Annotated in this window: 19 protein-coding genes; 10 read left to right on the top strand and 9 right to left on the bottom strand. The window is 72.8% G+C overall.

The features are described from left to right. Positions 1-63: 63 nt before the first annotated feature. Complete coding sequence (locus ACSNOB_RS00625) at positions 64-4431, bottom strand: S8 family serine peptidase (protein WP_436684495.1); 4368 nt, start codon at positions 4429-4431, stop codon at positions 64-66. Positions 4432-4786: 355 nt separating this feature from the next. On the opposite strand from ACSNOB_RS00625, the gene ACSNOB_RS00620 reads away from it, so the two are divergent. From ACSNOB_RS00620 to ACSNOB_RS00610, 3 genes are all read left to right on the top strand, one after another. After that, positions 4787-5314 (top strand): winged helix-turn-helix domain-containing protein, encoded by a 528-nt coding sequence (locus tag ACSNOB_RS00620; RefSeq protein WP_436684494.1) that lies wholly within the window; start codon positions 4787-4789, stop codon positions 5312-5314. Positions 5315-5450: 136 nt separating this feature from the next. Beyond that, complete coding sequence (locus ACSNOB_RS00615) at positions 5451-5762, top strand: ArsR/SmtB family transcription factor (protein WP_393110628.1); 312 nt, start codon at positions 5451-5453, stop codon at positions 5760-5762. Beyond that, positions 5759-6166, top strand: coding sequence for an SRPBCC family protein (locus tag ACSNOB_RS00610; protein ID WP_436684492.1), 408 nt, complete (start codon positions 5759-5761; stop codon positions 6164-6166). The genes ACSNOB_RS00615 and ACSNOB_RS00610 overlap by 4 nt, the downstream gene beginning before the upstream one ends. An 80-nt stretch (positions 6167-6246) precedes the next feature. Here ACSNOB_RS00610 and ACSNOB_RS00605 read toward each other — a convergent pair whose 3' ends face one another. From ACSNOB_RS00605 to ACSNOB_RS00595, 3 genes are all read right to left on the bottom strand, one after another. After that, positions 6247-7176, bottom strand: a complete 930-nt coding sequence (locus ACSNOB_RS00605; RefSeq protein ID WP_436684491.1) for a diacylglycerol/lipid kinase family protein — start codon at positions 7174-7176, stop codon at positions 6247-6249. Positions 7177-7308: 132 nt separating this feature from the next. Further along, positions 7309-9936 carry a discoidin domain-containing protein gene (locus tag ACSNOB_RS00600; protein WP_436684489.1) on the bottom strand — a complete coding sequence of 876 codons (2628 nt, stop codon included), beginning with the start codon at positions 9934-9936 and terminating at the stop codon, positions 7309-7311. A 233-nt stretch (positions 9937-10169) separates the two neighbouring features. Then, on the bottom strand, positions 10170-11369 hold the full coding sequence (locus ACSNOB_RS00595; RefSeq protein ID WP_436684487.1) for an ROK family transcriptional regulator: 1200 nt from the start codon (positions 11367-11369) through the stop codon (positions 10170-10172). A 175-nt stretch (positions 11370-11544) separates the two neighbouring features. Between ACSNOB_RS00595 and ACSNOB_RS00590 the strand changes: the two genes are divergently transcribed. The 5 genes from ACSNOB_RS00590 to ACSNOB_RS00570 all read left to right on the top strand — a co-directional run bounded on the left by ACSNOB_RS00590 (position 11545) and on the right by ACSNOB_RS00570 (position 16919). After that, positions 11545-12846 (top strand): ABC transporter substrate-binding protein, encoded by a 1302-nt coding sequence (locus ACSNOB_RS00590; protein ID WP_436684486.1) that lies wholly within the window; start codon positions 11545-11547, stop codon positions 12844-12846. Between the two features lie 67 nt (positions 12847-12913). Continuing rightward, positions 12914-13897: a carbohydrate ABC transporter permease gene (locus ACSNOB_RS00585; RefSeq protein WP_436684484.1), complete on the top strand. Its 984-nt coding sequence runs from the start codon at positions 12914-12916 to the stop codon at positions 13895-13897. Then, complete coding sequence (locus tag ACSNOB_RS00580) at positions 13890-14729, top strand: carbohydrate ABC transporter permease (RefSeq protein ID WP_436684483.1); 840 nt, start codon at positions 13890-13892, stop codon at positions 14727-14729. The genes ACSNOB_RS00585 and ACSNOB_RS00580 overlap by 8 nt, the downstream gene beginning before the upstream one ends. Positions 14730-14732: 3 nt before the next feature. Beyond that, positions 14733-16133, top strand: a complete 1401-nt coding sequence (locus ACSNOB_RS00575; RefSeq protein ID WP_436684481.1) for a GH1 family beta-glucosidase — start codon at positions 14733-14735, stop codon at positions 16131-16133. Positions 16134-16403: 270 nt separating this feature from the next. After that, positions 16404-16919: a GNAT family N-acetyltransferase gene (locus tag ACSNOB_RS00570; RefSeq protein WP_436684480.1), complete on the top strand. Its 516-nt coding sequence runs from the start codon at positions 16404-16406 to the stop codon at positions 16917-16919. Between the two features lie 129 nt (positions 16920-17048). Here the strand turns inward: ACSNOB_RS00570 and ACSNOB_RS00565 are convergent, their stop codons facing one another. Continuing rightward, positions 17049-17792 carry a YqjF family protein gene (locus tag ACSNOB_RS00565; protein ID WP_436684478.1) on the bottom strand — a complete coding sequence of 248 codons (744 nt, stop codon included), beginning with the start codon at positions 17790-17792 and terminating at the stop codon, positions 17049-17051. Between the two features lie 254 nt (positions 17793-18046). Between ACSNOB_RS00565 and ACSNOB_RS00560 the strand changes: the two genes are divergently transcribed. Next, the gene (locus tag ACSNOB_RS00560; protein ID WP_436684477.1) at positions 18047-18388 is read left to right on the top strand and encodes an MmcQ/YjbR family DNA-binding protein; all 342 of its coding nucleotides are present in this window, start codon (positions 18047-18049) and stop codon (positions 18386-18388) included. A gap of 93 nt (positions 18389-18481) precedes the next feature. Here the strand turns inward: ACSNOB_RS00560 and ACSNOB_RS00555 are convergent, their stop codons facing one another. From ACSNOB_RS00555 to ACSNOB_RS00545, 3 genes are read right to left on the bottom strand one after another with little or no spacing between them, the layout of a single operon-like run. Beyond that, entirely contained in the window at positions 18482-21739 is a 3258-nt protein-coding gene (locus ACSNOB_RS00555) for an ATP-binding protein (RefSeq protein ID WP_436684475.1), read from the bottom strand. Beyond that, entirely contained in the window at positions 21736-22416 is a 681-nt protein-coding gene (locus ACSNOB_RS00550; protein ID WP_436684474.1) for a hypothetical protein, read from the bottom strand. The genes ACSNOB_RS00555 and ACSNOB_RS00550 overlap by 4 nt, the downstream gene beginning before the upstream one ends. After that, the gene (locus ACSNOB_RS00545) at positions 22413-23486 is read right to left on the bottom strand and encodes an endonuclease domain-containing protein (protein WP_436684473.1); all 1074 of its coding nucleotides are present in this window, start codon (positions 23484-23486) and stop codon (positions 22413-22415) included. Before ACSNOB_RS00545 ends, ACSNOB_RS00550 begins: the two co-directional genes overlap by 4 nt. A gap of 189 nt (positions 23487-23675) precedes the next feature. On the opposite strand from ACSNOB_RS00545, the gene ACSNOB_RS00540 reads away from it, so the two are divergent. After that, positions 23676-23855 (top strand): SIP domain-containing protein, encoded by a 180-nt coding sequence (locus ACSNOB_RS00540; RefSeq protein WP_436684549.1) that lies wholly within the window; start codon positions 23676-23678, stop codon positions 23853-23855. 40 nt (positions 23856-23895) lie between these two features. Here the strand turns inward: ACSNOB_RS00540 and ACSNOB_RS00535 are convergent, their stop codons facing one another. Next, positions 23896-26739: an AfsR/SARP family transcriptional regulator gene (locus tag ACSNOB_RS00535; protein WP_436684472.1), complete on the bottom strand. Its 2844-nt coding sequence runs from the start codon at positions 26737-26739 to the stop codon at positions 23896-23898. Between the last annotated feature and the right edge of the window lie 140 nt (positions 26740-26879).

Raw genomic sequence — 26879 nt, 5'->3', positions numbered from 1 at the left:
GAGCTGATCCGGCCCGCCCGGTCGGTGACCAGGCGGGCCGGACTGTCAACTAGCGGTCAGCGCTCAACAGCGGATGGGCGACAGTGCGAAGTCCTCCACCGTCGGGGTGGTGGTGTTGATCCTCGTCTGACGGGTCTGGGGCTTCCAGCCGTCCTTCGCGACGATCATCGTCATCGGGTTGTTCCGGCGGTCCATCCAGTAGGCGTACCTGCCGTCGGCGTCGGTGGCGAACGTCCACGACATCGCCCACGAGTCGACCTGGACGACCGCGCCGGGAAGCGGTGCGCCGGCGCCCTGGCAGCTCGTCCCGGTGACCGTACCCATCAGCTTGCCCCACGTGCTCGGCGGCCGCACGTTCATCGTCACCGCCACCGGCGGCACCGCGTACGGCGTGTTCTCCTTGATGGCCACCGAGGCGGAGTAGGTGCCCGGCTGGTCGACGTTCGCCGTCATCCCGACGGTGACCGTGACCTGCTCGCCCGGCGCCAGCGTGGCCGTGGTCCTGTCGATCGTCATCCAGCTGACGTCGGCGGCACCCTCGGCGCACTCCTCGAACCCGGGCAGCGCCTCGCTGTCCGCGGTGGCGGTGAAGCTGCCGGACGAGCCGCCGACCTTGTAGAAACCGCACGCCGCGGCACCGCGGTACCGCGCGGTGTTGGCGTTCGGCAGGTTGGACCACGAGTCGGTGGCCGGGTCGTAGGCGAAGCCGGCGTTGGTGATGGCCCCGCCCTGCGAGCCGCCGACGACGAGGAGCCTGCCGCCCGCGACCGCGAACGAGCTGGCCCAGTTGTCGGCCGGCGCGTCGGCGATGGCGGTCCAGCTGTTGGCGCCCGGGTCGAAGGCGTAGCCGGCCTTCTGCGCGGCGGAGCCGTCGTTGCCGCCGGTGCAGTAGACGACGCCGTCGATCCCGCCGCAGGAGGCGAAGGCCACCGCCTTCGGATAGTCGGGCAGGGTCTCCCAGCTGTCGCTGCCCGGGTCGTAGCGGACGACGTCGTTCGACATCGGCGTGCAGGACGCCGTGGTGCAGCCACCGATGGCGTACAGCTTGCCGCCGACGACCGCCTGTCCGGCCGCGGAGCGCGGCGCCGGGTTGTCGGCCTTCTCCGTCCAGGTGTTGGCCGCCGGGTCGTAGGACCAGGTGGTGCCGTCGGGGCCCGCCGCCGCCCAGCCACCGGTCGCGATGATCTTTCCGTCCACGACGCCCACCGTCATGGCGGTACGCGCGCCGGGAAGATCGGCGATCGGTGCCCAGGTCTGCGCGATCGGGTCGTAGACGAAGTTCTTCGTCGTGGACGTGGACCCGTTGCTGCCGCCGATCGAGTAGACCTTGCCGTCCAGGTTCACCACCCGGTTGTCCATCACGTTCGCCGGGTAGTCCGCGATGTCGGTCCAGGGCGCGGCCTGTGGGCCGACCGGGGCCGACGACGCCGTCGCCGACTTGCCGGACGCCGTGGCGGCGAACGACGTCGGCGTGGTGAGCCGCTGCTCCGGCGCGCCGGTGGACCCGAGGACCTGCTGCTTGCTCATCCGGGACCCGTCGGCCCGCAGGAGCGTGAACCCGCCGTCGCGCTCGCCGAACTCGACGGTGGCCGGGGCCCCGCCGGTGTTGGTCACCGTGAACGCCTTGCTGACCCTGCCGGTGGGCATCTGGACCGTTCCGCTCACCTGGGCCGGCTTGACCGACAGGCGGCCGGCCGCCAGCTGGAAGTTCGCGGCGGTCGCCCAGTCGGTCTGGACGTCGACCTGCTTGCGCTGGCCGACGTAGTTGGCGGCCTTCGCGGTGAACGGGTGCTGGCCGGTCAGGGAGGAGAACAGCCAGTAGAAGCCGTCCGCCAGCCCCGGGTCGTCGGGGGTCGCCACGGTGGTGGCCTTCTCGGCCGGCCGGTCGTCGCTGGTGACGGTGGCCCCGTTGACGTAGCCGCTGGTGTTCTTGTCGCGGACGTGGCCGAGCACCAGGCCGCCGTTGGTCGGCTCGCAGACGACCTGGCTGCCGATCAGCACGTTGTCGACCTGCCACCACCACTCGTACGAGGCGTCGTAGTAGTGGAACCGGACCCGGGTCTGTGCCTGGCCGGCGGCCTGCGGGATCGGGATCTCGGTCACCCGCGGTCCGCGGACGTCGGCGGCCTGCCGGAGCACGTTCGTCCAGGTGGTGCCGCCGTCGATGCTGAGGTCGACCTCGGCGCGGTCGCTGCCCAGCCAGTTGTAGTCCTGGTTGAACCGGATCACCGGCGTCGCGACGTCGGTCAGGTCGACGACCGGGCTGACGAGCGACGTGTCCTGGCGCCCACCGGAGCCGTACTCGTCACTGTCGATGATGGCGAAGTTGCCGGTGCCGCCGGTCAGGTTGCCGCGGCCACCCTCGTCCGTGAACTTCCAGACCTGACCGCTGCCCGCGTGGTCCACGACGGACCAGCCGGCCGGCACCGTGGCGCCGTTGAAGGTCTCGAACTCGCCGTCGGAGCCGAACGTGTATCCGGGCGCGGTGGTGCAGGCGTTGGCCTGCACCGGCACGGCGACGTTGGCGGTGACGTTGCCGCCGACGACGACGACCTCCTTGGTCACGGTCTGGTAGCCCGGGTACTGCGGCTCGACCTTCAGCTTGTACGTGGCCGAGGCCGGGAGCGTGAGGCTGTAGCGGCCGTTGACGGGCGTGGTGTAGTCGGACACGCCCGACGGGCCCTCGACGGTCACCTTGGCGTACAGCGGCCAGCCGTGACCGGAGCCGTCCGTGACCGATCCGCCGACGGTGACGCTGGGCACGGCCGTCAACGCGACGTCGGTCGTCGTGGTCGCGTCGCGGCTGACGGTTGCCGGCGTCGTCCTGCCCTGGTAGCCGAACGCCGTCACGGCGACCTGGTAGTCGCCGACCGGCAGCAGGGACGAGTACGTGCCGTCGGCGGCGGTGGTCAGCTCGCGCTCCGCCGCGCCGGTCAGGGTGACCGTGGCGCCGGCGATCGGGGCGCCGGTGCCCGCGTCCGTGACGGTGCCGGCGAGGGTGCCGGTGTCGCCGATCGGAGCGGCGTTGAGCAGCGCGAGGGCGTCCAGCCGGCCCTCGCCGTACACGTTGTTGTCGTCGGCGGTGCCACCGCACTGGGCGTCGGCCTTGTCGACCGCCGAGTTGTCCAGCAGCGCGCGGGTCGCGTTGATGTCACCGACGAGCGCCGGTGCCGCCGACCACAGCAACGCGACGGTGCCCGCGAGGTGCGGGGCGGCCATCGAGGTGCCGTTGTAGCTGGCGTAGCCGCTGCCCGGGATGCTGGATCGCACGTTGACGCCGGGTGCGGCGATGTTGGGCTTGAGCTCGCCGTTCTGGCCGGCGCCGCGGGACGAGAAGCTGGCGACGTTGTTGTTGATGTCGTAGGCGCCGGCCGAGTAGTTGCTGACCAGGCTGCCCGGGGAGCCGCTGGTTTGGCACGCCGAGCCGCTGTTGCCGTTGGACCAGATCCCGAAGATGCCGGACGCGGCCCAGGCGAGCGTCACGTCCTCCATGAACGGGTCGTTGGAGGGAGCCGTGGTGCCCCAGGAGTTGTTGATGATGTTGGGCCGCTTGCTGGCGTCGGGGTTCTGGCCGCTGAGGTCCGTCGGCTCGAGCATCCACTGGCCGGAGGTGACCAGGGCGGCGTCGTTCGGGCAGCAGCCGTTCGCCGCGATCCAGGTGACCTCGGGGGCGACCCCGATCTGGTTCGCGCCGGCGGAGCCGGCCATCGTGCCCATCGTGTGCGTGCCGTGGCCGTTGCTGTCGCAGGGCGCGGCGGCGCAGGTGCCGGCGGCGTTGAACCAGTTGTAGTTGTGGTCGAATGTGCCGTCGCCGTTGTTGCCGCGGTAGGAGTTCACCAGCGCGGGGTGGTCGAACTGGACGCCGGTGTCGATGTTCGCCACCGTGATGCCGGCGCCCTTGACGCCGTACTGGGACCAGACGTCGTCGGCGTTGATGTTGGCGATGCCCCACTCGAGGGCGTTCACCGTCTTCTCGTCGGTGCCCTTGGTGACCTCGGGCACCGTGTAGGCCACCGGGGCGTACAGGCCCTCGACCTCGGCGTGGGCGGCGAAGCTCTGCGCCATGGCCAGCGAGCCGCCGCTCACCTTGATCGCGTTGGTCGCCCAGAAGGTCTGGTACTTCGCGCCCGCGCCGTCGAGCTCGGCCCGGATCTTGGTCTGGCTGTCGGCGGCGGTCTTCTTCAACGCCGCCGCGACCGCGGCGCCCCGCTTGTCCCAGTCCTTGATCGCGGTGGCCTGGCTCAGGTCCGCCCGGTCCCGGAAGCGGATCCAGAAGTCCCCTTCGGTCTTGCCCTGGAGTTGCTTGCTGAGTTCCGGCCGGATCTTGTCGGCCGGGGAGGTGGCTCCTGTCCCGGCCGGCGCGGCCTGTGCGCCCGTGCCGGTGGCGGCCAGACCTGTGACGACGAGGATCATCGCCGCGCCGGCGCTCACCAGGGATCTGGCTGTGCGCCTTGTGGGTGGATGTCTGAACATCGGTGGTGCCTCCTCCAGAACGACCCAGAGTTGAACGAGCCATGGTGGAGGGTGCAGGGACTCATCCCATGTGGATGAACCGGAACGGACCCCCTGGTGCCCCCCAAGGCACCGCGCGGGTCACGCCGGCTGCCCGTCTGGACACTATGATCGACACGAGAGGACGATCAAGAACGTGACGTAAGCAATCTGTCACCATCCGTTGGTCCGCTCTCGGGGAGCTTGCCAATTCTTGTCACGATCATGACGAAGCTGGGCAGAAATTTGCCCCTCTTTCCGGGTGGGTGCTGTGGGGGCACACGACGAAAGCAGGGTGCCGGACGGATCCGATCCGGCCGAGGAACCGTTCCCGCTGGTGATCGCGGTGACACCGTCACCGGTCGAGCGGATCCGGCTCGCGGAACGCCTCGAGGGCGTTGCGCCGCTGCTGCTGGTCTCCGACCTCGACGAGCTGCGCAGGCTGATCGCGGCCCCGCAGCGGCTGCCCCCGGCGCCGCCCGGGCGGGCGTCCCCCGCGGTCGAGGCGGCCGACGACACGCTGCTGATCGACTCGGCCCGGTCGACCGCGCGCTGCCGGGGCCGCGAGGTCGGCCTGACGCGACTCGAGCACGACCTGCTGACCTGCCTGAACACCGAGCCGATCCGGGTCTGGAGCTACGCCGAGCTGCACCGGTCGGTCTGGCGCGACGAGGGGCTGCAACGCAAGGCCGACGTGCAGTCGCTGGTGAAGCGGCTACGGCGCAAGCTCACCGGCATCGGCACCGGCGTGACCATCGACGCGGTGCGCGGCGTCGGATTCCGGCTGACCGACCACCAGCAGCCGAGGGTCAGCGGCTCCTAGGGTCCGCCTACGTGCGCAGCCCGCAGCGACGGGATCCGCGACGAGGTCTGCCTGACTTGGGCAGCCCGCGTCGGGGGCCGCGCTAAAGTGTCGGAAATCCGTGACATGTCGGCAACTTCCGACGTATCTTGGGGCGGTGCCCGAAGACGACGTGTTCCTCGCCCTGGCGAACCCTGTTCGCCGCAGGCTGCTGCAACTGCTCACGGAGGGGCCTCGCACGGCCGGGGAGCTGGCCGACCAGTTCGACCTGAGCCGGCCGGCCGTGGCCGAGCACCTGCAGGTGCTGCGGCGCGCGGCGCTGGTGCACGACGAGCCCAGAGGCCGGCAACGGCACTATCACCTGACCCCGGCCCCACTCGCCCAGGTCGGCGAGTGGCTGCACCCGTTCGAACGATTCTGGCGTGAGCGGCTGCGCTCGCTCGCCGATGTCGCCGAGGAGGACCAGTGACCACCACCGACACCATCGCCGTGGACCAGTTCGTCGACGCCCCGCCGAGCAGGGTCTGGCGCACGCTGACCGACCCCGAACTGCACGCCCGCTGGTGGGTGCCCGGCGACATCGCCGCCACCGTCGGCCACCGCTTCCACCTCCAGATGCCGGGCTGGGGAGCGGTGCCCTGCGAGGTTGTCGAGGTGGTCCCCGAACAGAAGCTCGTCTACACGTTCAACGAGACGTGGACGCTGACCTGGCGGCTCGCCGCGGAGGGCAGGGGCACGCGGTTGCTCTTCGAGCACAGCGGATTCGACCTCGATCAGAAGTCCGAGCGTGACGCCTTCAACCGGATGGGCCCCGGATGGCGCGACAAGGTGCTGCCGCAGCTCGCCCGGACCGCCGCTGAACCCGCCGGCTGAGCGTGCGCGGAACTACTGACGTCCTCCCGCGCCCGCGGCGGCGGGCCCGTCGGCCGGGACCGGAACCCACCGGTTGCGCCCTAACGGTCCGGGCTGTCGGCGGAGGCCATGACGCGCAGCGCGTTGGGGTCCAGGCCGATCCGGACCGGGGTCTCGCCGTACGGCTCCCCGTCGACCTCCACCCGCGCCGGCCGGTCGGTCTCCAGCCAGAGTTCGCGTACGGCGAGGAACGGCTCCTCGCCCAGGGTGCGACGGTGGCCGGTCGCCGCGTTGCGGGCCGTGTCGCGCAGCAGCCCACGGCGGGTGGGGCCGCCCACCGGGTACGCGACCAGCAGCCGGTCGTCGGCGTTCGCGTCCGCGGTGATCAGCCGCCCGGCGTGGAAGCCGCCGTTCGCCACGTACAGCTGGTGGGTGACGAAGTCGTGCCGCCGTCCCTCGGCGCGCACGGTGGCGCGCAGTGACCGGTGCCGGGTCAGCAGCGCCAGGGCGGTCATCGGGTACGCGAGCCGGCCGATGACCCGCTTGAGCCGGGGTGGCGTCCTGAGCATCACGTCGGCGGACAGGCCGATGCCGACGTGGTTGGTGAACCGCATGCTGCCCACGAGGCCGAGGTCGACGTCGATCACCTTGCCGTCGGTCAGGACCGCGACCGCCGCGTCGAGATCGAGCGGGATGCCGAGCGTGCGCGCGAAGTTGTTGGTGGTGCCCAGCGGCAGCAGGCCGAGCGCCATGTCGCGGTGGGCGAGCAGGCGGGCGGCGGTGCCGATCGTGCCGTCGCCGCCGCCGGCGACCAGGAGGTCCGGCCCGAGGTCGGCGGCGGCGGCGAGGCTCTGCTCGAGCTCGGCGGGCCGGTCGACCGGGTACGTGGCGAGCAGGGTGAAGCCCGCCGCGACCAGCCGCGACCGGGTCTCCTCGTAGAGCTGGCGGCCTCGGCGGGAATGGGCGTTGACGACGAGCGCCGCTCGCCGCTCCCGCCGGATGGCCGCGCTCAGCTCCTGCTTGGTCCGCATAGGGCCCGACCCTAGCGGCGGCCGGGCACGCGCCCGCGCACGGTCCGGTGCTCGCCGGACGCGGCTTCGCCCTGGGGCACCGGTGGTGGGCGCGGCCGGGACGACCAGGCCCGCGCCCACCACCGGGGACGGTCACGGATAGTTCGTCAGGTACACCTGCTGGTTGCTGGCGTTCGCGGTGCCGCCGGTGTTGTTGACCACCCGGTTGATGGTGCCCACGCCGCCGAGGGAGACGGTGACCATGTTGGTGAACCGCACGTTCGGGTTGGTCGGCGCCTCGATGGCCCGGTCGGCGACGACCGCCGGGTTGACGTTGAAGTAGCAGTAGCTGCCCAGCCCCCACGCCTGGTGACTGGTCACCGAGTCGGCCACCTTGTACGCGGCCCAGCCCCGGGTGGACCCGTTCGTCCAGGCGGCCTGGTTCGGCGGGTCGTACGGCATCTCGTTCTGGTAGAAGTACGTCCGGCCGCCGTTGCCGTTCCAGACGGTCTGGTACTTCTGGTAGTGCTCGACGAAGAGGCCGTACATCGTCACGTTGTCGCCGTTGACGGTGAGGCCGGTGTCGGCGGTGTTCACCGCCCAGCCGACGCCGTCGCCGTGGTCGGCCCGCCACAGCCACATGTGGTCGCCGATCACGTTGTCGCTGTTGACGGTCAGCGTGTTGGTGGCCCGGCCGACGCCCGGCCCGCCGATGCGGAAGAAGACGTCGTGCAGCGAGGTCGGGTTGGCGGCGTGGCTGGCCGCCGAGCCGGGCGGGCCGACCTCCATCAGCACCGGCGAGTTGACCTGGCCGGCCTCGAACATGATGCCGGCCACCTTCACGCCGTCGACGTCCGCCACGCGCATCGCGACGGTGCCGTTGTCGGCCTGGATGGTGGCCAGGCCGAGGCCGAGGACCACCGTGTCGGCGCGGTCGACCCGGATCGGTTCGGTGACGTGGTGCACGCCCGGGGTGAACAGCAGGTGCCGGCCCTGGGCGAGCGCGGCGTTGATGGTGGCCGCGCTGGTGCCGGGCCGCACGACGTAGAACTGGCTGAGCGAGATGGACGAGCCGGCCGGGGTCCTGCCGTACCAGCTGGTGCCGGTGGAGTTGGTGCGCAGCGCGGGCACGAAGACGCGGTACTCGCCGGTGCCGTCGACGTAGAGGAACGGCTTCTCCCGCACCTGCGGGGTCTGCGCGATGACGGTGTGCGACGGGTTCGGGAAGTGCGGCGGCGGCGCGCCGACCACGCCCTGGAAGACCATGTTCCACACCGAGCCGGTCCAGCCGTTGCCGAACTCGCTGTTGCGCGAGTACCACTGCTGCTGGGAGCCGGAGACGACGAGGCCGTCGATGCGGGTGTCGGCCATCAGGCCGCCGCTGGACCAGCCGTCGCCGCCGTTCCAGAGCTGGATCTGGTTCTGCGCGCCGCGCAGGTGCATCCGCCGGTACGGCGCGGCCTGCGACACCGCCCACCGCTCGACGGTCACCCCGGCGGGCAGGGTCACCGACAGGTTCTCCGCCGCGCGCCAGAAGTTCTGGGTGGCGTTGCCCCCCATCCAGAACGCCTCGACCCGGACGTGGCCGTTGAGGTTGACGTCGTCCGGGCTCATGCCGAGGCCGGCGACCTGGGTGAAGAAGCCGAGGTTGACGTCGGCGGTGTAGTTGCCCGGCTTGAACAGCACGGCGTAGCGCTGCGGGCCGAACTGGTTGGTCTCCTGCTGCGTGAAGAGGGTGTCCAGCCGGCTCTGGATGGTGGCGGTCGGCGTGGACGGGTCGAAGACGAAGGTGTTGGGGCCGAAGTTGGGGTTGCGCGGGTCGGTCGGCTCGACCGGTTCGCCGGTGTCGCCGCCGGTGATGTGCACCTGCAGTTCCCAGAGCGAGTAGCCGTAGCCGGTGGCGCGCGCGGTGCCGTACATCCGCAGGTAGCGGCCGGTGCCGGCGACGGTGAGGGTCTGCGTGCCGCCGGTGCCGGTGGTGGTGCTGTGGATGGTGGTCCAGGCGGCGCCGTCGTCGGAGGTCTGGAGCTGGAACGCCCGGGCGTACGCGGCCTCCCAGGTCAGCACGACCCGGCAGATCGTCCGGGTGCCGCCCAGGTCGACGCGCAGCCACTGGGGGTCGCTGGCCGTGCTGGCCCAGCGGGTGCCCGGGTCGCCGTCGACCGCGGCCGAGGCGGGCAGCCCGGCGTTCTCCACCGACGAGGCGGTGGCCGGGCGCCCCTGGGCGGCGTTGGCGCTGCCGCAGGCGGGATCGGCACCGCCGGTCTCGCCGTAGACCTGGAATTCCCACAGCGAGTAGCCGTAGGCGGTGCCGCGCGCGGTGCCGTACATCCGCACGTACCGGCCGGCGCCGCTGACGGTGAGGGTCTGCGTGCCGCCGGCACCGGCGGTGGTGCTGTGGATGGTGGTCCAGGCGGCACCGTCGTCGGAGGTCTGGAGCTGGAAGGCCCGGGCGTAGGCGCCCTCCCAGGCCAGGGTGACCTGGCTGATGGTGGCCCGGGCGCCGAGGTCGACCTGGAGCCACTGGGGATCGCTGAAGGCGCTCGACCAGCGGGTGCCGGTGTTGCCGTCGACGGCCGCCGCGGCGGGGGTGCCGGCGTTCTCGGTGGACGACGCGGTGACGGGGCGGCCCTGGGAGAGCAGGACCGGCGCGGCCTGCGCCGGGGGCGTCAGGCCGGTCGGCGCCAGCGCCGCGACGAGGGCGACCACCAGCCCGATGAGGGTACGCCGGCGGGGCGGCCGGCCCGGTGCCGGGCGTACGGATGTAGCGCGAGATGTCATGACTTCGCCTGTCGATAGGGGGTGCGGACGCCGGGCGCGACGGGGTGACGGGAGGGGCGACCGCGGTGCGTGCAGTGGTGCCACCGGGACGGGCACCGCGATCGGGGAGCGCTCTCGGCAGAGTGTTACGGCGCGGTTGCGACCGCGTCAAGACATCGATCTATAACGCTGTTATATATCCCGAATGCTCGATGCGTCCGGTATCGCCCCGGCGAGCCTCGCGGGCGGGCGCCTCAGGGCCGGACGCCCCCGGCCGCGAGCAGCCGGGCGATCGGCAGGGTGGCCGCGCCCAACGCCACCGCGTCCACGCCGAGCCGGCACAGCTCGATCGACGCCTGCGCGTACGGCTGGCGCAGGGCCTGCCGGCCGGCGGCCTCGCGTACGGCGGGCAGCAGGTCGCCCAGCGCCATCGCCGCCCAGCCACCCAGCACCACCCGCTCCGGGTTGAACAGGTTGATCAGGTTGGCCACCCCGGCCCCCAGGTAGCCGGCGGTCTCGTCGAGCACCCGGCGGGCGGTGGCCGACGTGGCGGCGGCCTCGACCAGGGCGCCGAGCTGGGACTCCTCGTCGTCGCCCGGCACCGCCCGGCCGCGCCGCGCCTCCCGGTACCGGTCGATGATCGCCTCGGCGCCGACGTACGCCTCGAGGCAGCCCCGCGCCCCGCAGCGGCACGGCCGCCCACCGTACACCAGGGTGGTGTGTCCCCACTCCCCCGCGCTGCTCGACGCCCCCCGGTAGGTGACCCCGTTGGTCACCACGGCGGCCCCGACGCCGGAGCCGACCAGCGCGAACACGGCGTGCCGGGCGCCCCGTCCGGCGCCGAACCACATCTCCGCCTGGCCCAGCGTCTTGGCGCCGTTGTCGATGCGCAGCGGCAGGTCGGTGCCGGCGGCGATGAGGCTCTCCAGCGGCACCCCGTCCCAGCCGAGGGCCTGGGCGTGCACCACCGCCCGCTCCCTCTGCTCCACCACGCCGGAGACGCCGACGCCGACGCCGAGCACGTCGTCCGGGGCCACCCCGGCCCGGGTGGTGACCGCGTCGATGCCGGCCAGCACGTGCCCGGCGACCACGGCCGGCTCGGTGCGCACCGGGTCCAGCGGGTACTCGACGCTGGCCAGCAGGGCCATCGCGAAGTCGAACAGCTCGACCCGCACCCGCGTCTCGCCGACGTCCACCCCGACCACGAACGCGAAGCGCGGCGCGACCCGGAGGATCATGCTGGGCCGGCCGCCGTCGGACTCGGCCGCGCCGGCCTCGACGACGAGGCCCTCGTCGATCAGGTCGCCCACCACGTTGCTCACCGCGGGCTGGCTGAGCCCGGTGCTGCGGACCAGGTCCTGGCGGGTCAGCGGGCCGTCGAGGAAGAGCTTCGACAGCAGCGCCGACCGGTTCCGCAGCCGGACGCCGCGATTCGTCGCTCGCGCCAACTCCACACGCCACCTCGATCCCCCGGGTCGTCCGAGGCGACTGTACGACCCCGTGCTTGACGGCTCCCGCCGACAGCCACTTTAATGACGACATTCATTAAGCCGTGATGTAACTCGCGCTACACGTCGGCGAACCGCCGTCGGAACACTCGCCCCACCCCCGTAACCGGAAGGGCAGCTCGTGTCGAAACGGCACCTCGCGATACTCACCGCCGTCGTCCTGGCGGCCGCATCCCTGACCGCCTGCGGCGGTTCGGGCGACGACTCCTCCGCCGGTGGCGCGAAGACGCTGACCTACTGGGCCAGCAACCAGGGCGCCAGCCTGGAGGCCGACAAGCAGATCCTCCAGCCGGAGCTGGACAGGTTCGAGCAGCAGACCGGCATCAAGGTCAACGTCGAGGTGGTGCCCTGGTCGGACCTGCTCAACCGGCTGCTCGCCGCCGCCGCCTCCGGACAGGGCCCGGACGTGGTGAACATCGGCAACACCTGGTCGGCCTCGCTGCAGGCCACCGGCGCGCTGGTCGAGTTCGACGACGCCACCCTCGCCAAGGTCGGCGGCAAGGACCGGTTCGTGCCGGCCGCGCTGGCCGCCGCCGGCGCCCCCGGCAAGCCGCCCGCGGCGGTGCCGCTCTACAGCCTCGCCTACGCCCTCTACTACAACAAGAAGGCGTTCGCCGACGCCGGCATCGCCAGTCCGCCCACCACCTGGGAGCAGGTGGCCGAGGCCGGCCGGAAGCTCACCGGCGGCGGCAGGTGGGGCCTGGCGGTCGAGGGCGCCAACCCGTCGGAGAACGCGCACCACGCGTTCACCTTCAGCCAGCAGTACGGCGGCGAGTGGTTCGACTCCGCCGGCAAGCCGACCTTCGACACCCCGCAGAACGTCGCCGCGGTCAAGCGCTACGTCGACCTGATGGCCACCGACAAGATCGTCAACCCGAGCAACGCCGAGTACGCGCAGAACCAGTCGGTCTCCGACTTCGCCAACGGCAAGGCCGCGATGCTGCTCTGGCAGGCCGCCGGGTCGAACCTGAAGTCGCAGAACATGGCCCCCGACGCGTACGGCGTCGCCCCGGTGCCGTTCCCGGCCGCCCCGCCGGCCGGCGGCAAGAAGGTCAACAGCATGGTCGCCGGGATCAACATGGCGGTGTTCAAGCACACCAGGAACAAGGACGCCGCCCTGGAGTTCGTCAAGTTCATGACCAGCGACGCCGAGCAGATCGCGCTGAACAGGACGTACGGGTCGCTGCCGGCCGTCAAGACCGCCGCCGGGGACGCGGCGTTCGCCGCGCCGGAGCAGAAGGTGCTCCAGGAGACCCTCGCCACCACGGCCGCGCCCCTGCCGCAGGTGCCCGACGAGAGCACCTTCGAGACGCTGGTCGGCACCGCCATCAAGGAGCTGTTCGCCGACGCGGCGAGCGGCAGGCCGGTCACCGAGGACAGCGTCCGGCAGAAGCTGAGCCGGGCCCAGCAGCAGATGCGCTGACCCGCCGGACCGGTGGCCGTGGGAGGGACGCCGACCCTCCCACGGCCACCCAGCGAGAGGACCTGTGATGGCAACCAGCACCACCGGCCGGGACGTCGTCGTGCCCGACCGGCCGACCCGCTCCGGGACAGCGGCCGGGGGCCGCTCCCGGCCCCGCCGGTCGCTCCTGCCGTACCTGCTGCTCGCCCCGGCCGTCGCGCTGGAGCTGGCGATCCACGTGGTGCCGATGCTCGTCGGCGCGTGGATGAGCCTGCTGGAGCTGACGCAGTTCCACATCCGCGAGTGGTCGACCGCCCCCTTCGTCGGCCTGGAGAACTACCGGATGGTGCTCGATTTCGACTCCGCCGCCGGGGCCGAGTTGCTGCACTCGTTCGGGGTGACCGTCGTCTACACCAGCGCCTCGGTCGGGCTCTCCTGGGTGCTCGGCACCAGCGCCGCCGTGCTGCTGCAACGGCCCTTCCGCGGTCGCGGCGTGCTGCGCGCGCTCTTCCTCACCCCGTACGCGCTGCCGGTCTACACCGCCGTGATCACCTGGAGCTTCCTGTTCCAGCGGGACACCGGCCTGGTCAACCACGTCCTGGTCGACCAGCTGCACCTGCTCGACGACAAGCCGTTCTGGCTGATCGGCGGGAACAGCTTCTTCGCGCTGCTGATCGTGTCGATCTGGCGGTCCTGGCCGTTCGCCTTCCTGTGCATCATGGCCGGCCTGCAGAACATCCCCGGCGAGCTGTACGAGGCCGCGGCCATGGACGGGGCCGGCTTCTGGCGCCGGCTGCGCTCGGTGACCCTGCCCATGCTGCGGCCCGTGAACCTGGTCCTGCTGCTGGTGCTGTTCCTCTGGACGTTCAACGACTTCAACACCCCGTACGTGCTCTTCGGCGGCTCGGCCCCGGAGCAGGCGGATCTGATCTCCATCCACATCTACCGCAGCTCCTTCAAGACCTGGGACTTCGGCTCCGGCTCGGCGATGTCGGTGGCGCTGCTGCTGTTCCTGCTCGTGGTCACCGCCGCGTACCTGCTGATCGCCAACCGCCGGAGGAACGATGCGTGAGACCGCCGCCGAGCGCTGGGCCCGCCGGGTGGTGCTGACCCTGCTCGCGATCTTCGTCCTGGTGCCGCTGTACGTGATGGTCAGCTCGGCGCTCAAGCCGCTGCAGGACGTGCAGAACGCGTTCACGTGGTGGCCGCGCCGCCCGACGCTGCAGGCGTTCGTGGACATGTGGTCGACCGTGCCGCTCGGCCGTTACCTGATGAACAGCCTGGTCGTCTCCAGCGTGGCGGCGGTCTTCTCGGTCGCCGTGGCGATCTTCGCCGCGTTCGCGGTGAGCCGCTACCGGTTCCGCGGCCGGGGCCTGTTCTCGGTGACCGTGCTCTCCACCCAGATGTTCCCCGGCATCCTGTTCCTGCTGCCGCTGTTCCTCATCTACGTCAACCTCGGCAACGCCACCGGCATCCAGCTCTACGCCAGCCGGACCGGCCTGATCATCACGTACCTCACCTTCTCGCTGCCGTTCTCGATCTGGATGCTGGTCGGCTACTTCGACTCCATCCCGCGCGGGCTCGACGAGGCCGCGCAGGTCGACGGCGCCGGGCCGCTGCGCACCCTGTTCCAGGTGGTGCTGCCGGCGGCGGTGCCCGGCGTGGTCGCGGTGACCGTGTACGCGTTCATGACCGCCTGGGGCGAGGTGCTGTTCGCCTCGGTGATGACCAACGAGGACAGCCGCACCCTGGCGGTCGGCCTGCAGGGCTACTCCACCCAGTTCAACGTCTACTGGAATCAGGTGATGGCGGCCTCGCTGGTGGTCAGCGTCCCGGTCGTCGCCGGCTTCCTGGCGTTGCAGCGCTACTTCGTCGCCGGCCTCACCGCCGGCGCGGTCAAGTGAGCCATGTTCACCGCGCGCCATGAGGAGAACCGAGAAGTGCCGGACCTGTCCAACCTGCCGCCCGACTTCCTGTGGGGCGTGGCCACCTCGGCGTACCAGATCGAGGGCGCCGTCGACACCGACGGCAGGACGCCGTCCATCTGGGACACGTTCTGCCGCGTTCCGGGGGCCGTCGACAACGGCGACACCGGCGCCGCCGCCTGCGACCACTACCACCGGTGGCCGGAGGACGTGGGGCTGATGCGGCGCCTCGGCGTCGACGCGTACCGGCTCTCGGTGGCCTGGCCCCGGGTGCGCCCGGACGGCGTCGGCGCGGTCAACCCGAAGGGGCTGGACTTCTACGACCGGCTGGTCGACGCGGTGCTGGCCGCCGGGGTCCGACCGTTCGTCACGCTCTACCACTGGGACCTGCCGCAGGTGCTCCAGGACCGGGGCGGCTGGCCGGAGCGGTCGACCGCCGAGGCGTTCGCCGACTACGCCGCCGTGGTGGCCGCCCGCCTCGGCGACCGGGTGGCGGACTGGACCACCGTCAACGAGCCGCTGTGCGTGTGCTGGATCGGGCACCTGGAGGGGCGGATGGCCCCGGGCGAGCGGGACCTGACCCGGGCCGTGCGTGCCTCGCACCACGTGCTGCTCGGGCACGGGCTGGCCACCCGGGCGATCCGGGCGAACGCCGCCCGCCCGGCGTCGGTCGGGCTGGTGCTCAACCTCAGCCCGATCGAGCCGGCGACCGACCGGCCGGCGGACGTCGCGGCGGCCCGACGGATGGACGGCCACGTCAACCGCTGGTGGTTGGACCCGGTACACGGCCGCGGCTACCCCGCCGACATGCTCGCCGCGTACGGCGTGGAGCCGCCGGTGCGCGGCGACGACCTGGCCGTGATCGCCACCCCGACCGACTTCCTCGGCGTCAACTACTACTTCCGTCAGGTGGTGGTCGACGACCCGGCCGGGCCGCCGCCGCACGCCCGGCAGGTGCCGGTACCCGGGTCGGTCGAGACCGCGATGGGCTGGGAGGTGTGCCCGGCCGGGCTGGAGCGGCTGCTCGTCGCGGTGAACGAGGAGTACCGGCCGGCGAAGATCATCGTCACCGAGAGCGGCTCGGCGTGGCCGGACGAGGTCACCCCGGACGGCGCGGTGGAGGACAAGGAGCGCACCGACCACCTGGAGCAGCACCTGGCCGCCTGCGCCGCCGCGGTCGGCCGGGGTGTCCCGCTCGCCGGCTACTTCGTCTGGTCGCTGCTCGACAACTTCGAGTGGGCGTACGGCTACGACAAGCGGTTCGGCCTGGTGCACGTGGACTACCCGACCCAGCGGCGGACGGTCAAGGCGAGCGGTCTGCGCTACGCCGAACTGATCCGCGCTCACCGGCAGCTCACCCGATCGGCCGGCGCCGCCCGGTGAGCCGATGACGGGCCGACGGGGCCCGGGAAACCCTGGGCGCCGCACCGGGCGGCGCCCAGGGACCCCGCCCGGCGGGCCCGGGAAGACAGGAAACGCTTTGCCCCGGACGGGGAGAGGTTGCTAGGGTCGCGCCCACGCGAGAGGCGCGTGACCAGCGGGACAGGGAGGTTGATGAATATGGCCGTCGCCGGCCCCCATCAGCATGCCCTTGTCCGGCCCGCGCCATAGCAGAGCGCGGTCCGGGTCGGTTCCAACGACCAGGAGTGACACGTGCTTTCCTCTTCCTCGTCAGCCCACGCTGACCTGACCACCGCCCGTCTCGTCCTTCGGCCCTGGAGCGCCGCCGACGTCGCCGCCGTCCTCGGCGACACCGGATCGGTCCACTGGGCGGACGACTTCCCCGCCGACGGAGATCGCGTCATCGCCGGCCTCTTCGACCAGCACCCCGCATGGCTCGGCGAGTACGGCCACCGCCTCATCGTCGAGCGGGACAGTGGCCTGGTGGTGGGCTCGGTCGGCCTGTTCTGGCCGCCCGCCGACGGCACCGTCGAGATCGGATACGGCATCGTGCCGTCCCGCCGCGGCCGGGGCTACGCCCCTGAGGCCACCCGGGCGCTGGCGGAGTTCGCCCTCGCCGCCCCGGACGTCCACACCGTGGTCGCCACCGTGGAGTTGTCGAATCCGGCCTCCGTCCGCGTGTTGGAGAAGGCCGGCTTCCACCGGTACGCCACCGAGGAGACGCTGGCCCGCTTCACGATGATTAGCCCGGACCACCGCCAGCAGTGACCCGGCGGGCCGGCGCGGCAACCCCCGCAACCAGTGCGGGTGTTCGCCGCGCCGGCCCTTGCGGCGCTGAGGTCACCGCGGGACGCGACGGGCGGCGGCCACCGGTGCGGCCCACCGCGGGCCCGGCGGTCAGCCGGGTGAGCGCAGCCTGACCGGCGGGCCGAAGCGCACCGGCACGCCCGGCGAGTACAGCACGCTGGCCGGCGGCCCGGCGGGCGGCGGCAGCCCGGCGGCGGCGACCAGTTCGTCGTCCAGGTGCAGCAACTCGGCCCGGTGCAGCGGCCAGCGGGGATGCCAGTTCGGCAGGTGGCGCGTGCGCCCGTACGCCCGGGTGTGCAGTCCCCACCGGGCGGTGACGAAGTGCTCCAGCGGGGTCGGGTCGGCGATGGCCCCACCCACCCGGACCACCATCCGGCTCGTGGCCCCGACCGGGCCGGGCCAGCGGCGCCGGCACCGGTAGGTGTAACGGTCGCCGTCGCGGTCGAGCCGCATCGCCGACCACATGTACGGCAGCCGCAGGGTCGCCCGGGCGACCAGCACCGGGACCAGCCGGGACGCGTCGAGCGAGCGGAACACCACGGCCCGCCGGCCGGTGTCGTCGACCGAGTAGAGCCGGACGTTGGTCTCCCAGAAGCTCCCGAAGTACGGCACCCCCGGCCCCCGACCGAGGCCCAGCCCCACCATGCGGAAGCCGATCAGGCCGACGTAGCTGAGCCCGTCGAGGGTGTCCGGGCGGGTCCCGGCCGGCAGCAGGGGCGCGACGAGCTCCGGCGCGACCGCCCAGTGCAGGAAGGTGAGATCCTGCCAGCGCTGCCGCAGGACCGCTCGCGGGAACGCCTGTTCGGGCGCGCAGTCCACCGGCTCGATGTGCACGTGTTCATCCTGCCCCGGCCGGCCGGCGGCCGGCGACCGGGTCGCGGCACCTCGGGCGCTGAAGCGCCGGTGTCCGGCCCGAGCGCGGCGGGTGTCGAACAACTCGCCGCGCCGCGAAACGTGCGGCGCCCTCGGAACCGGATGACCGCTCGGGGCCCGTCATGGACCTGCCGGCCGCACCGCCCAGGGCCGTCGCCACGTTCACCGGCAGGTCCTCCGACGAATTGTCGGTGGGCGCCGTTACCGTCGTACCCGTGGTGACCGTCGCCGACGTCCGTTCGCTGGCCCGGACGTTGCCCCGCAGCAGCGAGCACCTCGTCCGCGACCGGGTGAAGTTCCGCGTCGGCCCCATCGTCTACGTCGCGTTCTCCCGCGACGAGCTGACGATGGGCTTCGGCTACCCGAAGGAGCAGCGGAACGAGCTCGTCGCCGCCGAGCCGGACCTGTTCTTCCTGCCCGGCGCGTCCGACCTGCGGTTCAACTGGCTGTGCTGTCATCTCACCCGGCTCGGGCCCGAGCAGATGACCGAGCTGGTGACGGAGGCGTGGCGGATGGTGGTGCCGAAGTTCCTCGCGCGGCAGCGGTTGGGTCACTGACCAGGCCCGCGACGGGCATCGGGAGATGCCCGGCTCGCCCCGCGCCGCCTTGCCGCTCCGCGGGGATCCCCGCACGACCGGCGTAGTCGGCGGTCAGCGGTCGGGATGGGCGCGGGCAACGACCTCCTCGGGGCTCAGCGGCGCCTTCGGGTGGTGGGTGAGGCACAGCGGTGTGCGCACCTTGACGAACGAGAACCCCTCCCCAGCCGCGTAGAACTCGCCACTGTTCAGCAGGCCGATGTCGGGGAGCCGCCCACCCTTCGCCTCGGCGAGCTGACGGGCCGCGTCGATCTGCGCGGGCGCGTTGAGCAGCCCGAAGAACTGCGTCGTCGCGTTACCGGAGATCTGGTTGTGCAGACCCTTGGGCGCCTGCGTGGCAAAGACCAGACCGAGCCCGTACTTGCGGGCCTGCGACGCGAGCGCGATCGAGCTGGCCGTGCAGGGCGTGTTGCCGGTCGACGGAGCGAACGTCTGCGCCTCGTCCATGACGAACAGCCCACCCAGTGGCCGGTCACCGGCAGGGTGCCGCTTGATCCAGGCGAAGAGCGCCATCTGCAACTGGTTGACGAAGCTCTGCCGTTCCTGGTCGGAGGTGAGACCGACAAAGCTGATCACCGAAATCCGGGCCCGCCGTCCCGGCGAGGGCGTCAGCAGCAGCCCCGGGTCGGCCGGTGCACCGACCCCACCGAAGAGCGGATCGGTGACCATCGCCGCCTTGAGCGTCTCGGCCAGTTCCTGGGCGAACTTGTCGGCGCGGGCCAACCGGCTGACCCCGTCGGGCAGGTCGGCGAGGAACTCGGTGAAGCCCGGCAGGCCCACCATTCCGCTCCTCGCGTACGCGTGGAGGGCCTCGGTGAGGACGGCCTTGCCCTGCTGGGCCAGCCGGGTCGAGCGGTCGACGCCCGCGCGCGGCGCGAGCGCCTCCACGGCGGAGCGGACCGCCTGGTCGAACTCGTCCGGCCAGTCGCGCAGCGAGGTGAGGTCGGGCAGCGGCTGGAAGCTCAGCGGCCGCCCGGCGGTGACCCGGGGCGTCCACACCACGACCTCGGTGTGGGTGAGGTAGTCCTCGGCCCGTTCGGCGTCGCCCGGACCCCAACCGCTCGGTGGGTCGGGCCACGGGTCGCCGAGCCGGGCGAGGTCGTTGTTGGGGTCGAGCACGATGGCGGAGACGCCCTGCCGCGCGCACTCCTCGACGAGCCGGCGGATGAGCACCGTCTTGCCCGAGCCGGATCCGGCGAACACGACCGTGTGCCGGCGGAGTGACTCCAGGTCGACCCTGAAGGGATGGCCACCCCCGAGGGTGCGTCCCAGCCCGATCGAGCGCCCGTCGGCCGCAGCGGCGACGGGGTGGGGCGTCCGGCCGTCGAGCACCAGGTCGACCGCCTCGGAGCCGGCGGGCGCCGGCACGGCGGCGGGACCGGTCGACGGGCTGCTGGCCGCGTCGGCGGGCGGCGCGGCGACGTCGGCGGGCAACTCGTCCCGCAGTGCGGGCACGGTGGCGCCGGACGCCGGGTCCGCCCCGGGCAGGACCGCCCGAAACAGGGCGGTGCCGCTGGCCGGGCGGCGGAGCACCAGCCACTCCTGCAACGCGGTGGACGGCTCGGCCGCCAGCACCGACAGCGCCGCGAAGACCCGCAGGTCCGCCTCCGCCACCCCGCAGCGGACACCACCGGCCGCGTCGAAGGCGGCCAACACCTCGGTCGTCCGCCTTCCGGTCGGCCACGGGCTGTTGCGCAGCAGCACCAGCCGGCGTTGCGGCAGGTCCCGGTCGAGCCCCGCCATGGTGCAGGCGGCCTTGACCCGCGCGGTGACCGCGATCGCGTTGGGGTGCGCGACCGCCCGGAAGCACCAGTGCGCCTCGTTCTCGGTGGCCTCGTCGAGCACCTCGACCAGCCGCGCGTGCAGGGCGGGCTTGCGCCCCGGCGGCGGATCGTACTTGTAGGTGGCGCCGGTCGGGGCCTGCTCGGCGATCCAGGCGGCCAGACCGGCCGCGAGAAGCGGCGGCATGCGCTCGTCCTCGGTGTGCGGGTCGAGGGCCGCCGCCACGTCCGCCGCCGCGACCAGCCGCGCGAACCGGGCGTCCAGCTCGCGCAGCTGGCGCTCGTCCGTCGCCGGGTCGCCGACGCCCGCGACGGCGACCGACACCGGTGTCGCATCGGCGCCCTCGATGAGCCGGTCGAGTTCCACCACCTCGTCCCGGTCGCGGCACCAGGCGACGTGGCGGTCCACCCGGCGCAGCAGGGCGCGCGGCGTCAGGGTGGGCGCGTCGACGAACGCGGCGGGGTCGATGGGCCACGTGGGGTGAGGCGGTACGTAGTGCGGGCCCGCGAAAGCGGCGGCGAGGCGCTTCGCGACGATCGCCCGGCCGATCTGCGGGGTGGGGATCCGGTCCGGGAGGGTCGCCTGGCGGAACCGGTCGCCGACCGGGGTGGGCGCGCTGCGGGTCAGCAGCTCCCAGGTGTCCGGCAGGCAGGAGACGACCACCAGCGTGCGGCGGGTGACGTCGCGGAGCTTGAGCAGGCCGTCGGCGATCGGGCCGATCACCTTGGCCTGGCCGTCCTCCAGGCCGGCGTGCTGATCCAGCAGCGACGTGCTGGTCTGGGCGAAGAGGGTGTCGAGCTGGTCGACGGCGATGACCGTGGGGTCCAGCGTCAGCGCCATCAGCCGGGAGATGTCCTGGACGACCTGCTGTGGGGTCCGGATCGCGGCGCTCAGTCCCCACGCCGCCCGCCCGGCCGGGTCACCCGGCTCGGAGATCAGGTGGGCGTAGCCGACGTCCTGCGCCTCGAAGTCGACGGCGCCGTGCAGGACCAGCGCCCGCGCGGTGTCCTGGCAGTCCCGCCCGACCTCCCGGTCGCGGGTGCGCAGCGCCCGGACGAAGGCGTCGAGCTGCCCGCGGTCCACCGGTCGGGTGCCCGCCACCGCGTCGCGTACGTCGACCGGGAGGCCGAGCTGCGCGGTGAGCCGGCGCAGGAAGGTACGCAGCTGGGTGCCCCAGCCGATCGCGTCGCGGCCCATGCCCTCGACCAGGGCCAGGGCGACGCTCTCCCAGAACGTCTTGCCACTGACCAGCTCGACCAGGAAGAAGTAGCCGCCGTCGTGCTGGATGCGTTCGCGTACCGCGCCGAGCAGGTGGGTCTTGCCCGCGCCCGCGCGGCCCTGCATGGCCACGCCGAGCGGCACGCTGGTGTCGTCGGTGCGGGCCCGGGCCACCCCGCGCAGGATCTCCGCGACCACCTTCTCGTGCAGCTCCGGCACGTTGTGCCGGCTGGGCCGCCAGACGTCGTCGGGGGTGACCGCCGGGCTGAGACTCACCGCCTCCAGTGCGGTCCGCTGGTCGTCGGGGATCACGCCGGGCCGATCGCCAGGGCGTGGTTGTCCTCGTTTCCGATCCGCACGGCGGCGGCCCGGTCGCGCGGGGTCAGCGACTTGGTGTTCGCCACCGGGATGATGCGAACGTCGTCCCGGCCGACCATGGCCCGCAAGGTGGCGTCCACCATGGCCTGGTCCTGATCGGCGAGGCGGTCCCGGACGTCGGCGAGGCCGACCCAGGCGCCCGGGGCCTTCGCCAGGTCCCGGTACGCCGCGCGGACCAGCCCTTCCACCTGCGCCGAGGCGACCGGAGCGGCTGCCTCCGGCGTGCCGGCGGTGGCGGCGACGGACTCGTCGGTCCGCGTGAAGAAGTCGCCGTGGCTGACCCGGAGCCGGTCCAGCGACCGGTGCAGGTTGGACAGCACGGTGAACAGCGACCGGCTCGCGGAGCCGCCCTGCTTCGGCGGCGTGGCGGTGTGCAGCTGACGCACCACCCGCCAGCCCTCGTCGGTCAGCTCGTGCGCGAACGGCCGATGCGTCCGGTCGGTCTCGACCAGGCCCAGCTTGACGAGCTTCTCGTTGTCCCTGCCGGTCAGCGCGAAGCCAGCCAGCTCACGCAGCTCGACGTTGGTGAGTCGGCGTGCCTCGACCATCAGCACCACAAGGGCGTTGATCTGGTTCGGCGTCAGGCTCGGGACGTCCGCCGGGCTCGTCATGATGTCTCATCTCCGTGGGGGTGCGTGCCGCCCGCGCGTCGCCGGGCCAGCAGACGACGGATCCCGTCGACCACCGCCTGCGCGTCGGACAGCACCTGCTCGTTGGTGAAGCGGAGCACGTCCAGGCCGAGGAGTTGCAGCTGCACGTCCCTCCGCCGATCGTTGGCGAAAGCGATTCGCCCCCGATGTTCCGGGCCGTCCACCTCGACCGCAAGCCCTTCCGCGGGCCAAAAAAGATCCAGCCGGTACGACTCGCCGAGCCTGTGCCACTCGTACGTCTGGTTCCACCGCCGGCCCCGCGCCCACTCGTGTGGCGCGAGCGCACGTTCCAGCGCCTGCTCGGCTGCGCTGTCGCCGCGCGGTACACCCGCGATCGGCGGCCAGGCCAGCACGACCGGATCACGCCGGGCGATGGTGTCGGGAATCCGACCGGCCGGGCCGGCCAGCTCCACGAAGCGCGTCGGCACCGCCACCGGTACCGAACGGACCCGGTCGGCGTGGCGCAAGGGCGCGCCGGCCAGCCAGACCGTGAAACCACCGTGCCGCACCAGCCACTCGGCCGCCGCCACGAGCGTCCGCTCGGCGTCCGGGCCCAGTTCGGGCAGAGCGACCAGGAGTAGACAGCCCTCTCGGTCGTACGCCTCGGCGATCACTCGGGCGAGCCCGGCGGCGCGTACCTCCGCCGGGAAGCGGGTGCGGCCACCGGGCTGGCGTGCGCCGCGTAGCCCACGCTCGGCGAGGTCGGCGAGGAACGGGCCGAAGTGCCGGGAGCGGGCGGCGGCGCGGGCCGCGAGGGCGCGGACCGCCGCCGCGCCCAGCGGCCCGCCCCCGTCGAGGCGGTCGGCTCCCGGCAGCCAGCGGGGGAACATCGCGAGCACCACGGCGTCCAGTTCGTCGAGGAGCACGTCCACCAGGTCGCCGAGGGGGCCCACGACGGTGGGCCGACAGTGCACGATCGCCGGCGCCGCCGGCGGCAGCGGGTCCAGCGCCACCCGGAGCAGCTCGGGGTCGGCGTCCGGCAGGTGACTGACCCGCCGTGGCGGCGGACCGGCCCACCAGTCCGAGGTCACCGCGACGCGGTGCCGTGGAACGGGTGCTCCTCGTTCCGCTCCGCCCCGACCGGGTCGAGCGCGTCGGAAGTGGCCCGGCAGCGACGCAACATCTCCCTACCCTCGCGCCAGTCCTGAAGGTACGCAACCGCGACGGCAGCGCGCGGGTTTCGTCGGCCTCGCGGGCGGCCTCGGGTCACCTGGTCCGCAATCCGGGCCCGATGCCCCGCCCTGTCGAAGCATCGTGGCGGGCCGTGTTGCGGGAGTCGGGCCCACCGAGCAGGCGCGGTGGCCATGGTCACCACCGTCCGTCGGCACCTGTGTGCCGAACGCGGCATCGCCAAGGAACGTGTCTACTTCGGTGGCTACTGGAAGGTCTCCGCGCACTGAGCGTCGAGCTGCCGACGCGTCCCTCCTCGTCCCGGCCCGGTCAGCCGTCGCCGGCGGTCCGCTCCCCCAACAGCGCACGGATCTCGTCGGCCTCGGGGTCGCCGAGTTCGTCGAAGACCGTCAGCGCCTCCCGCCAGCAGGACCGGGCGCCGTCGGTGTCCCCCAGCGCACCGAGCGACCGTCCCAGCGCCAGCAGGGTCCTTGCCCTGCCGTGCTCGTTGCCGGTGGCCAGGTGCAGCCGCACCGCGTCGCGGAAACGCAGGATCGCCCGCTCGTGGTCGCCGAGCTCCGCGTGGGCCTCGCCCAGGTTGGCGATGCAGATGGCCTCGGCGTACCGGTCACCGGCGTCCCGCATGGCGGTCAGCGCCTCCTCGTGGCGGGCGATCGCCTCGCCCGGCTCGCCGAGCAGGACGTGGCACTGCGCCATGTTCTGCAGCGCCACCCCCTCGCCCCGCCGGTTGCCCCGCAGCCGGTGCTCCTGCCGGGCGAGGGCGAACGTCGCCAGCGCCTCGGCGGGCCGACCCGCCTCGGCGTGGGCGACGGCCAGGCTGTTCAGGCTGGTCGGTCGCCAGTCACGGTCACCGCTGGCCTCGTGCAGCCGCAACGACTCCTGGTACAGCTCGATGGCCTCCGGATAGCGCCGGCTCTCGCACAGCGCGGTCGCCAGGCTGGCCAGCAGCGCCCCCTCGGCCCGCGGGTCGCCCAGGGCGCGGGTGGCGGCCACGCCGACGTCGGTCGCCGCCCGCCAGTCCTCTCGGCGCTTGGCGATGTACCAGTACGCCGACGCCGCCAACGCCAGCTGCCAGGCGTGCTCGGGCGCCCCGCCCGTCGCCGCCGCGCAGACCACCGGCACCAGGTTCGTCCGCTCCTCCTCGCACCAGTTCAGCGCGGCCTGGTAGCTCTCGAACCGTACGGGCTCGACCAGGGGCGGCGAGGCCGGATCGAAGTGGGGCCGGTGCGGTTGCAGTACCCGTTCGGCGGCGCTGACCGTGTGCAGGTACCAGTCGAGGAGCCGGCCGAACGCGAGCCGGCGTTCATCGGCGTTCTCCGGCGCGTCGGCCAGCTCCCTGGCGTACGCGCCGACCAGGTCGTGGAACTGGTAGCGGTCCGGTGCCGGCTGCTGCAGCAGGTTGGCCCGGTGCAGCTCGGCGGCCAGGTCCCTGGCCCGTGGCACGGCGAGGCCCGCGAGCGCCGCCGCCGCGCGGACACCGATGCTCTCCCCCGGGTGCAGGGCCAGTCGCCAGAACAGCTCGGCCGCTGGTGGCGACAGCCAACGGTACGACCAGGAGAAGACGGTGCGGAGGTTGGTGTCGGGGCCGTCGCGCGCTTCGAAGGCGTCCAGCAGGCGGCCCCGACGCAGTTCGTCGAGCAGGTCGTCGAGGGGCCGGTCCGGCAGGTCCAGCGCGCGGGCGGCGACGATACGGATCGCCAGGGGCACGTGGCCGCAGTAGTCCGCGAGCGCCTCCCGCTCGTCGGGCCGGGATCCGCGCAGGCATCCGGCGATCAGGTCCATGGACTCGGCCGGGCGCAGCGGCGCGAGCCTCAGCGGCACCGCCTGTTCCCGCACGAGCAGGCCGGAGAGTCGGCGGCGGCTGGTCACGACGACCAGGCCGGTCACGTTTCCGGGCAGCAGCGGCCGGACCTGCGCGGCGTCGTAGGCGTTGTCCAGCACCATCAGCAGCCGGCGACCGTCGGTCAGGCTGCGCATCCGCGCGCACTGGGAGTCGAGGGTGGGCGGCAGGTCCGACGGCGGCACGCCGAGCGACAGCAGCAGACGGGGCAGCGCCTCCGCCGGTGTCATCGGGGTGTCACCGGGGCTGAATCCGCGCAGGTCGAGGTACACCTGGCCGTCCGGGAAGGCGTCCCGCCGCAGGTGGCCCCAGTGCAGGGCGAGGGCGGTCTTGCCGATCCCGCCCATCCCGTCGACCACGACGATGCCGGGGCGGCCGGTGCGTCGGACGGCGTCGAGCTGGGCGTCGAGCGCGGCCAGTTCGGGCTGCCGGCCGACGAATCCGCCGGGCGCGTGGGGAAGCTCCGCGGGGCGTACGGGCGGATTGTCCGGGGCGCGGCGCGACAGCTGCACGGGAGGCGGGGGCGGGGCCGACGGGACGTCCAGCGGACGGTCGGCCCGCAGGATCGCGGCTTCCAGCCGCTGCAGTTCCGGGGTGGGATCCAGCCCGAACTCGCCGGCCAGCCGGGCCCGCAGGTCGCGGTAGGTGCGCAGGGCCTCGTCGGTGCGTCCCTCCCGGTGCAGGACCAGCATGAGCTGACCGACCAGCCGTTGCCGGACGGGATGCTCGGCCACCAGTCGGGTCAGCTCGTCCAGCACCTCCCGGGAGCGGCCCAGCCGGATCCGTGCCTCCAGACGGTCCTCGACGGCCGTCCACATGGTTTCCCGGAGGCCCACGCACAGCCGGTCCCGGACGGCCGCCGGGGCGACGTCGGCCAGCGGATCGCCCCGCCACAGCGCGAGCGCCAGGTCGAACAACTCGACGGAACGCTCGCCGTCGGCCTTCCGCGCCCGGGCGACGAGGTCGGTGAAGCGATGCACGTCCACGGCGTGCGGATCCACCCGCAGCAGGTAGCCCGCACCCGACCGCGCGATCTCGGGGCCGGCGCTCCCCGTCGACCCGGTGCCGACCGGGTCGGCGCCGGCGCGGCGGATGCGGGCGCGCAGCCTGGAGACGAGCGCCTGGAGCGTGCCGCGGGCGGACGGCGGAGGGTCGTACCCCCAGACGAGTTCGACGAGCCGCTCCACCGGGACCGGGTGACCGGGTTCCAGCAGCAGCAGCCCGAGCACCAGACGTTGCTGGCGGCGGGCACCGAGGTCGACCGGTACGCCGGCGGAGTACGCCTCGACCGAGCCGAGGACCCGGAACTCCACGCGGCCACCACCCCCCGGCCGCCCATTATGGCCCATTCGCGGCAAGCGGCCCGCAGGCGGACCGCACGCGGTGGCGGTGGCCCGGTGACCGGCACGGCGGCGCCGCACTCGGCACCAGCCGGCGGAGCGCGGAGCGCGAG

Origin of the sequence: Micromonospora sp. URMC 106, from assembly GCF_051386395.1 — a bacterium.
GTDB lineage: Bacteria > Actinomycetota > Actinomycetes > Mycobacteriales > Micromonosporaceae > Micromonospora.
Note: the sequence above shows the minus strand (reverse complement) of the source record. Positions and strands in the feature narration are given on the sequence as shown.

Coding starts and splice junctions, on each gene's coding strand:
- ACSNOB_RS00605 (WP_436684491.1), bottom strand. CDS start 7,176: ATGCGGACCAAGCAGGAGCTGAGCGCGGCCATCCGGCGGGAGCGGCGA.
- ACSNOB_RS00600 (WP_436684489.1), bottom strand. CDS start 9,936: ATGACATCTCGCGCTACATCCGTACGCCCGGCACCGGGCCGGCCGCCC.
- ACSNOB_RS00585 (WP_436684484.1), top strand. CDS start 12,914: ATGGCAACCAGCACCACCGGCCGGGACGTCGTCGTGCCCGACCGGCCG.
- ACSNOB_RS00580 (WP_436684483.1), top strand. CDS start 13,890: ATGCGTGAGACCGCCGCCGAGCGCTGGGCCCGCCGGGTGGTGCTGACC.
- ACSNOB_RS00575 (WP_436684481.1), top strand. CDS start 14,733: ATGTTCACCGCGCGCCATGAGGAGAACCGAGAAGTGCCGGACCTGTCC.
- ACSNOB_RS00550 (WP_436684474.1), bottom strand. CDS start 22,416: ATGACGAGCCCGGCGGACGTCCCGAGCCTGACGCCGAACCAGATCAAC.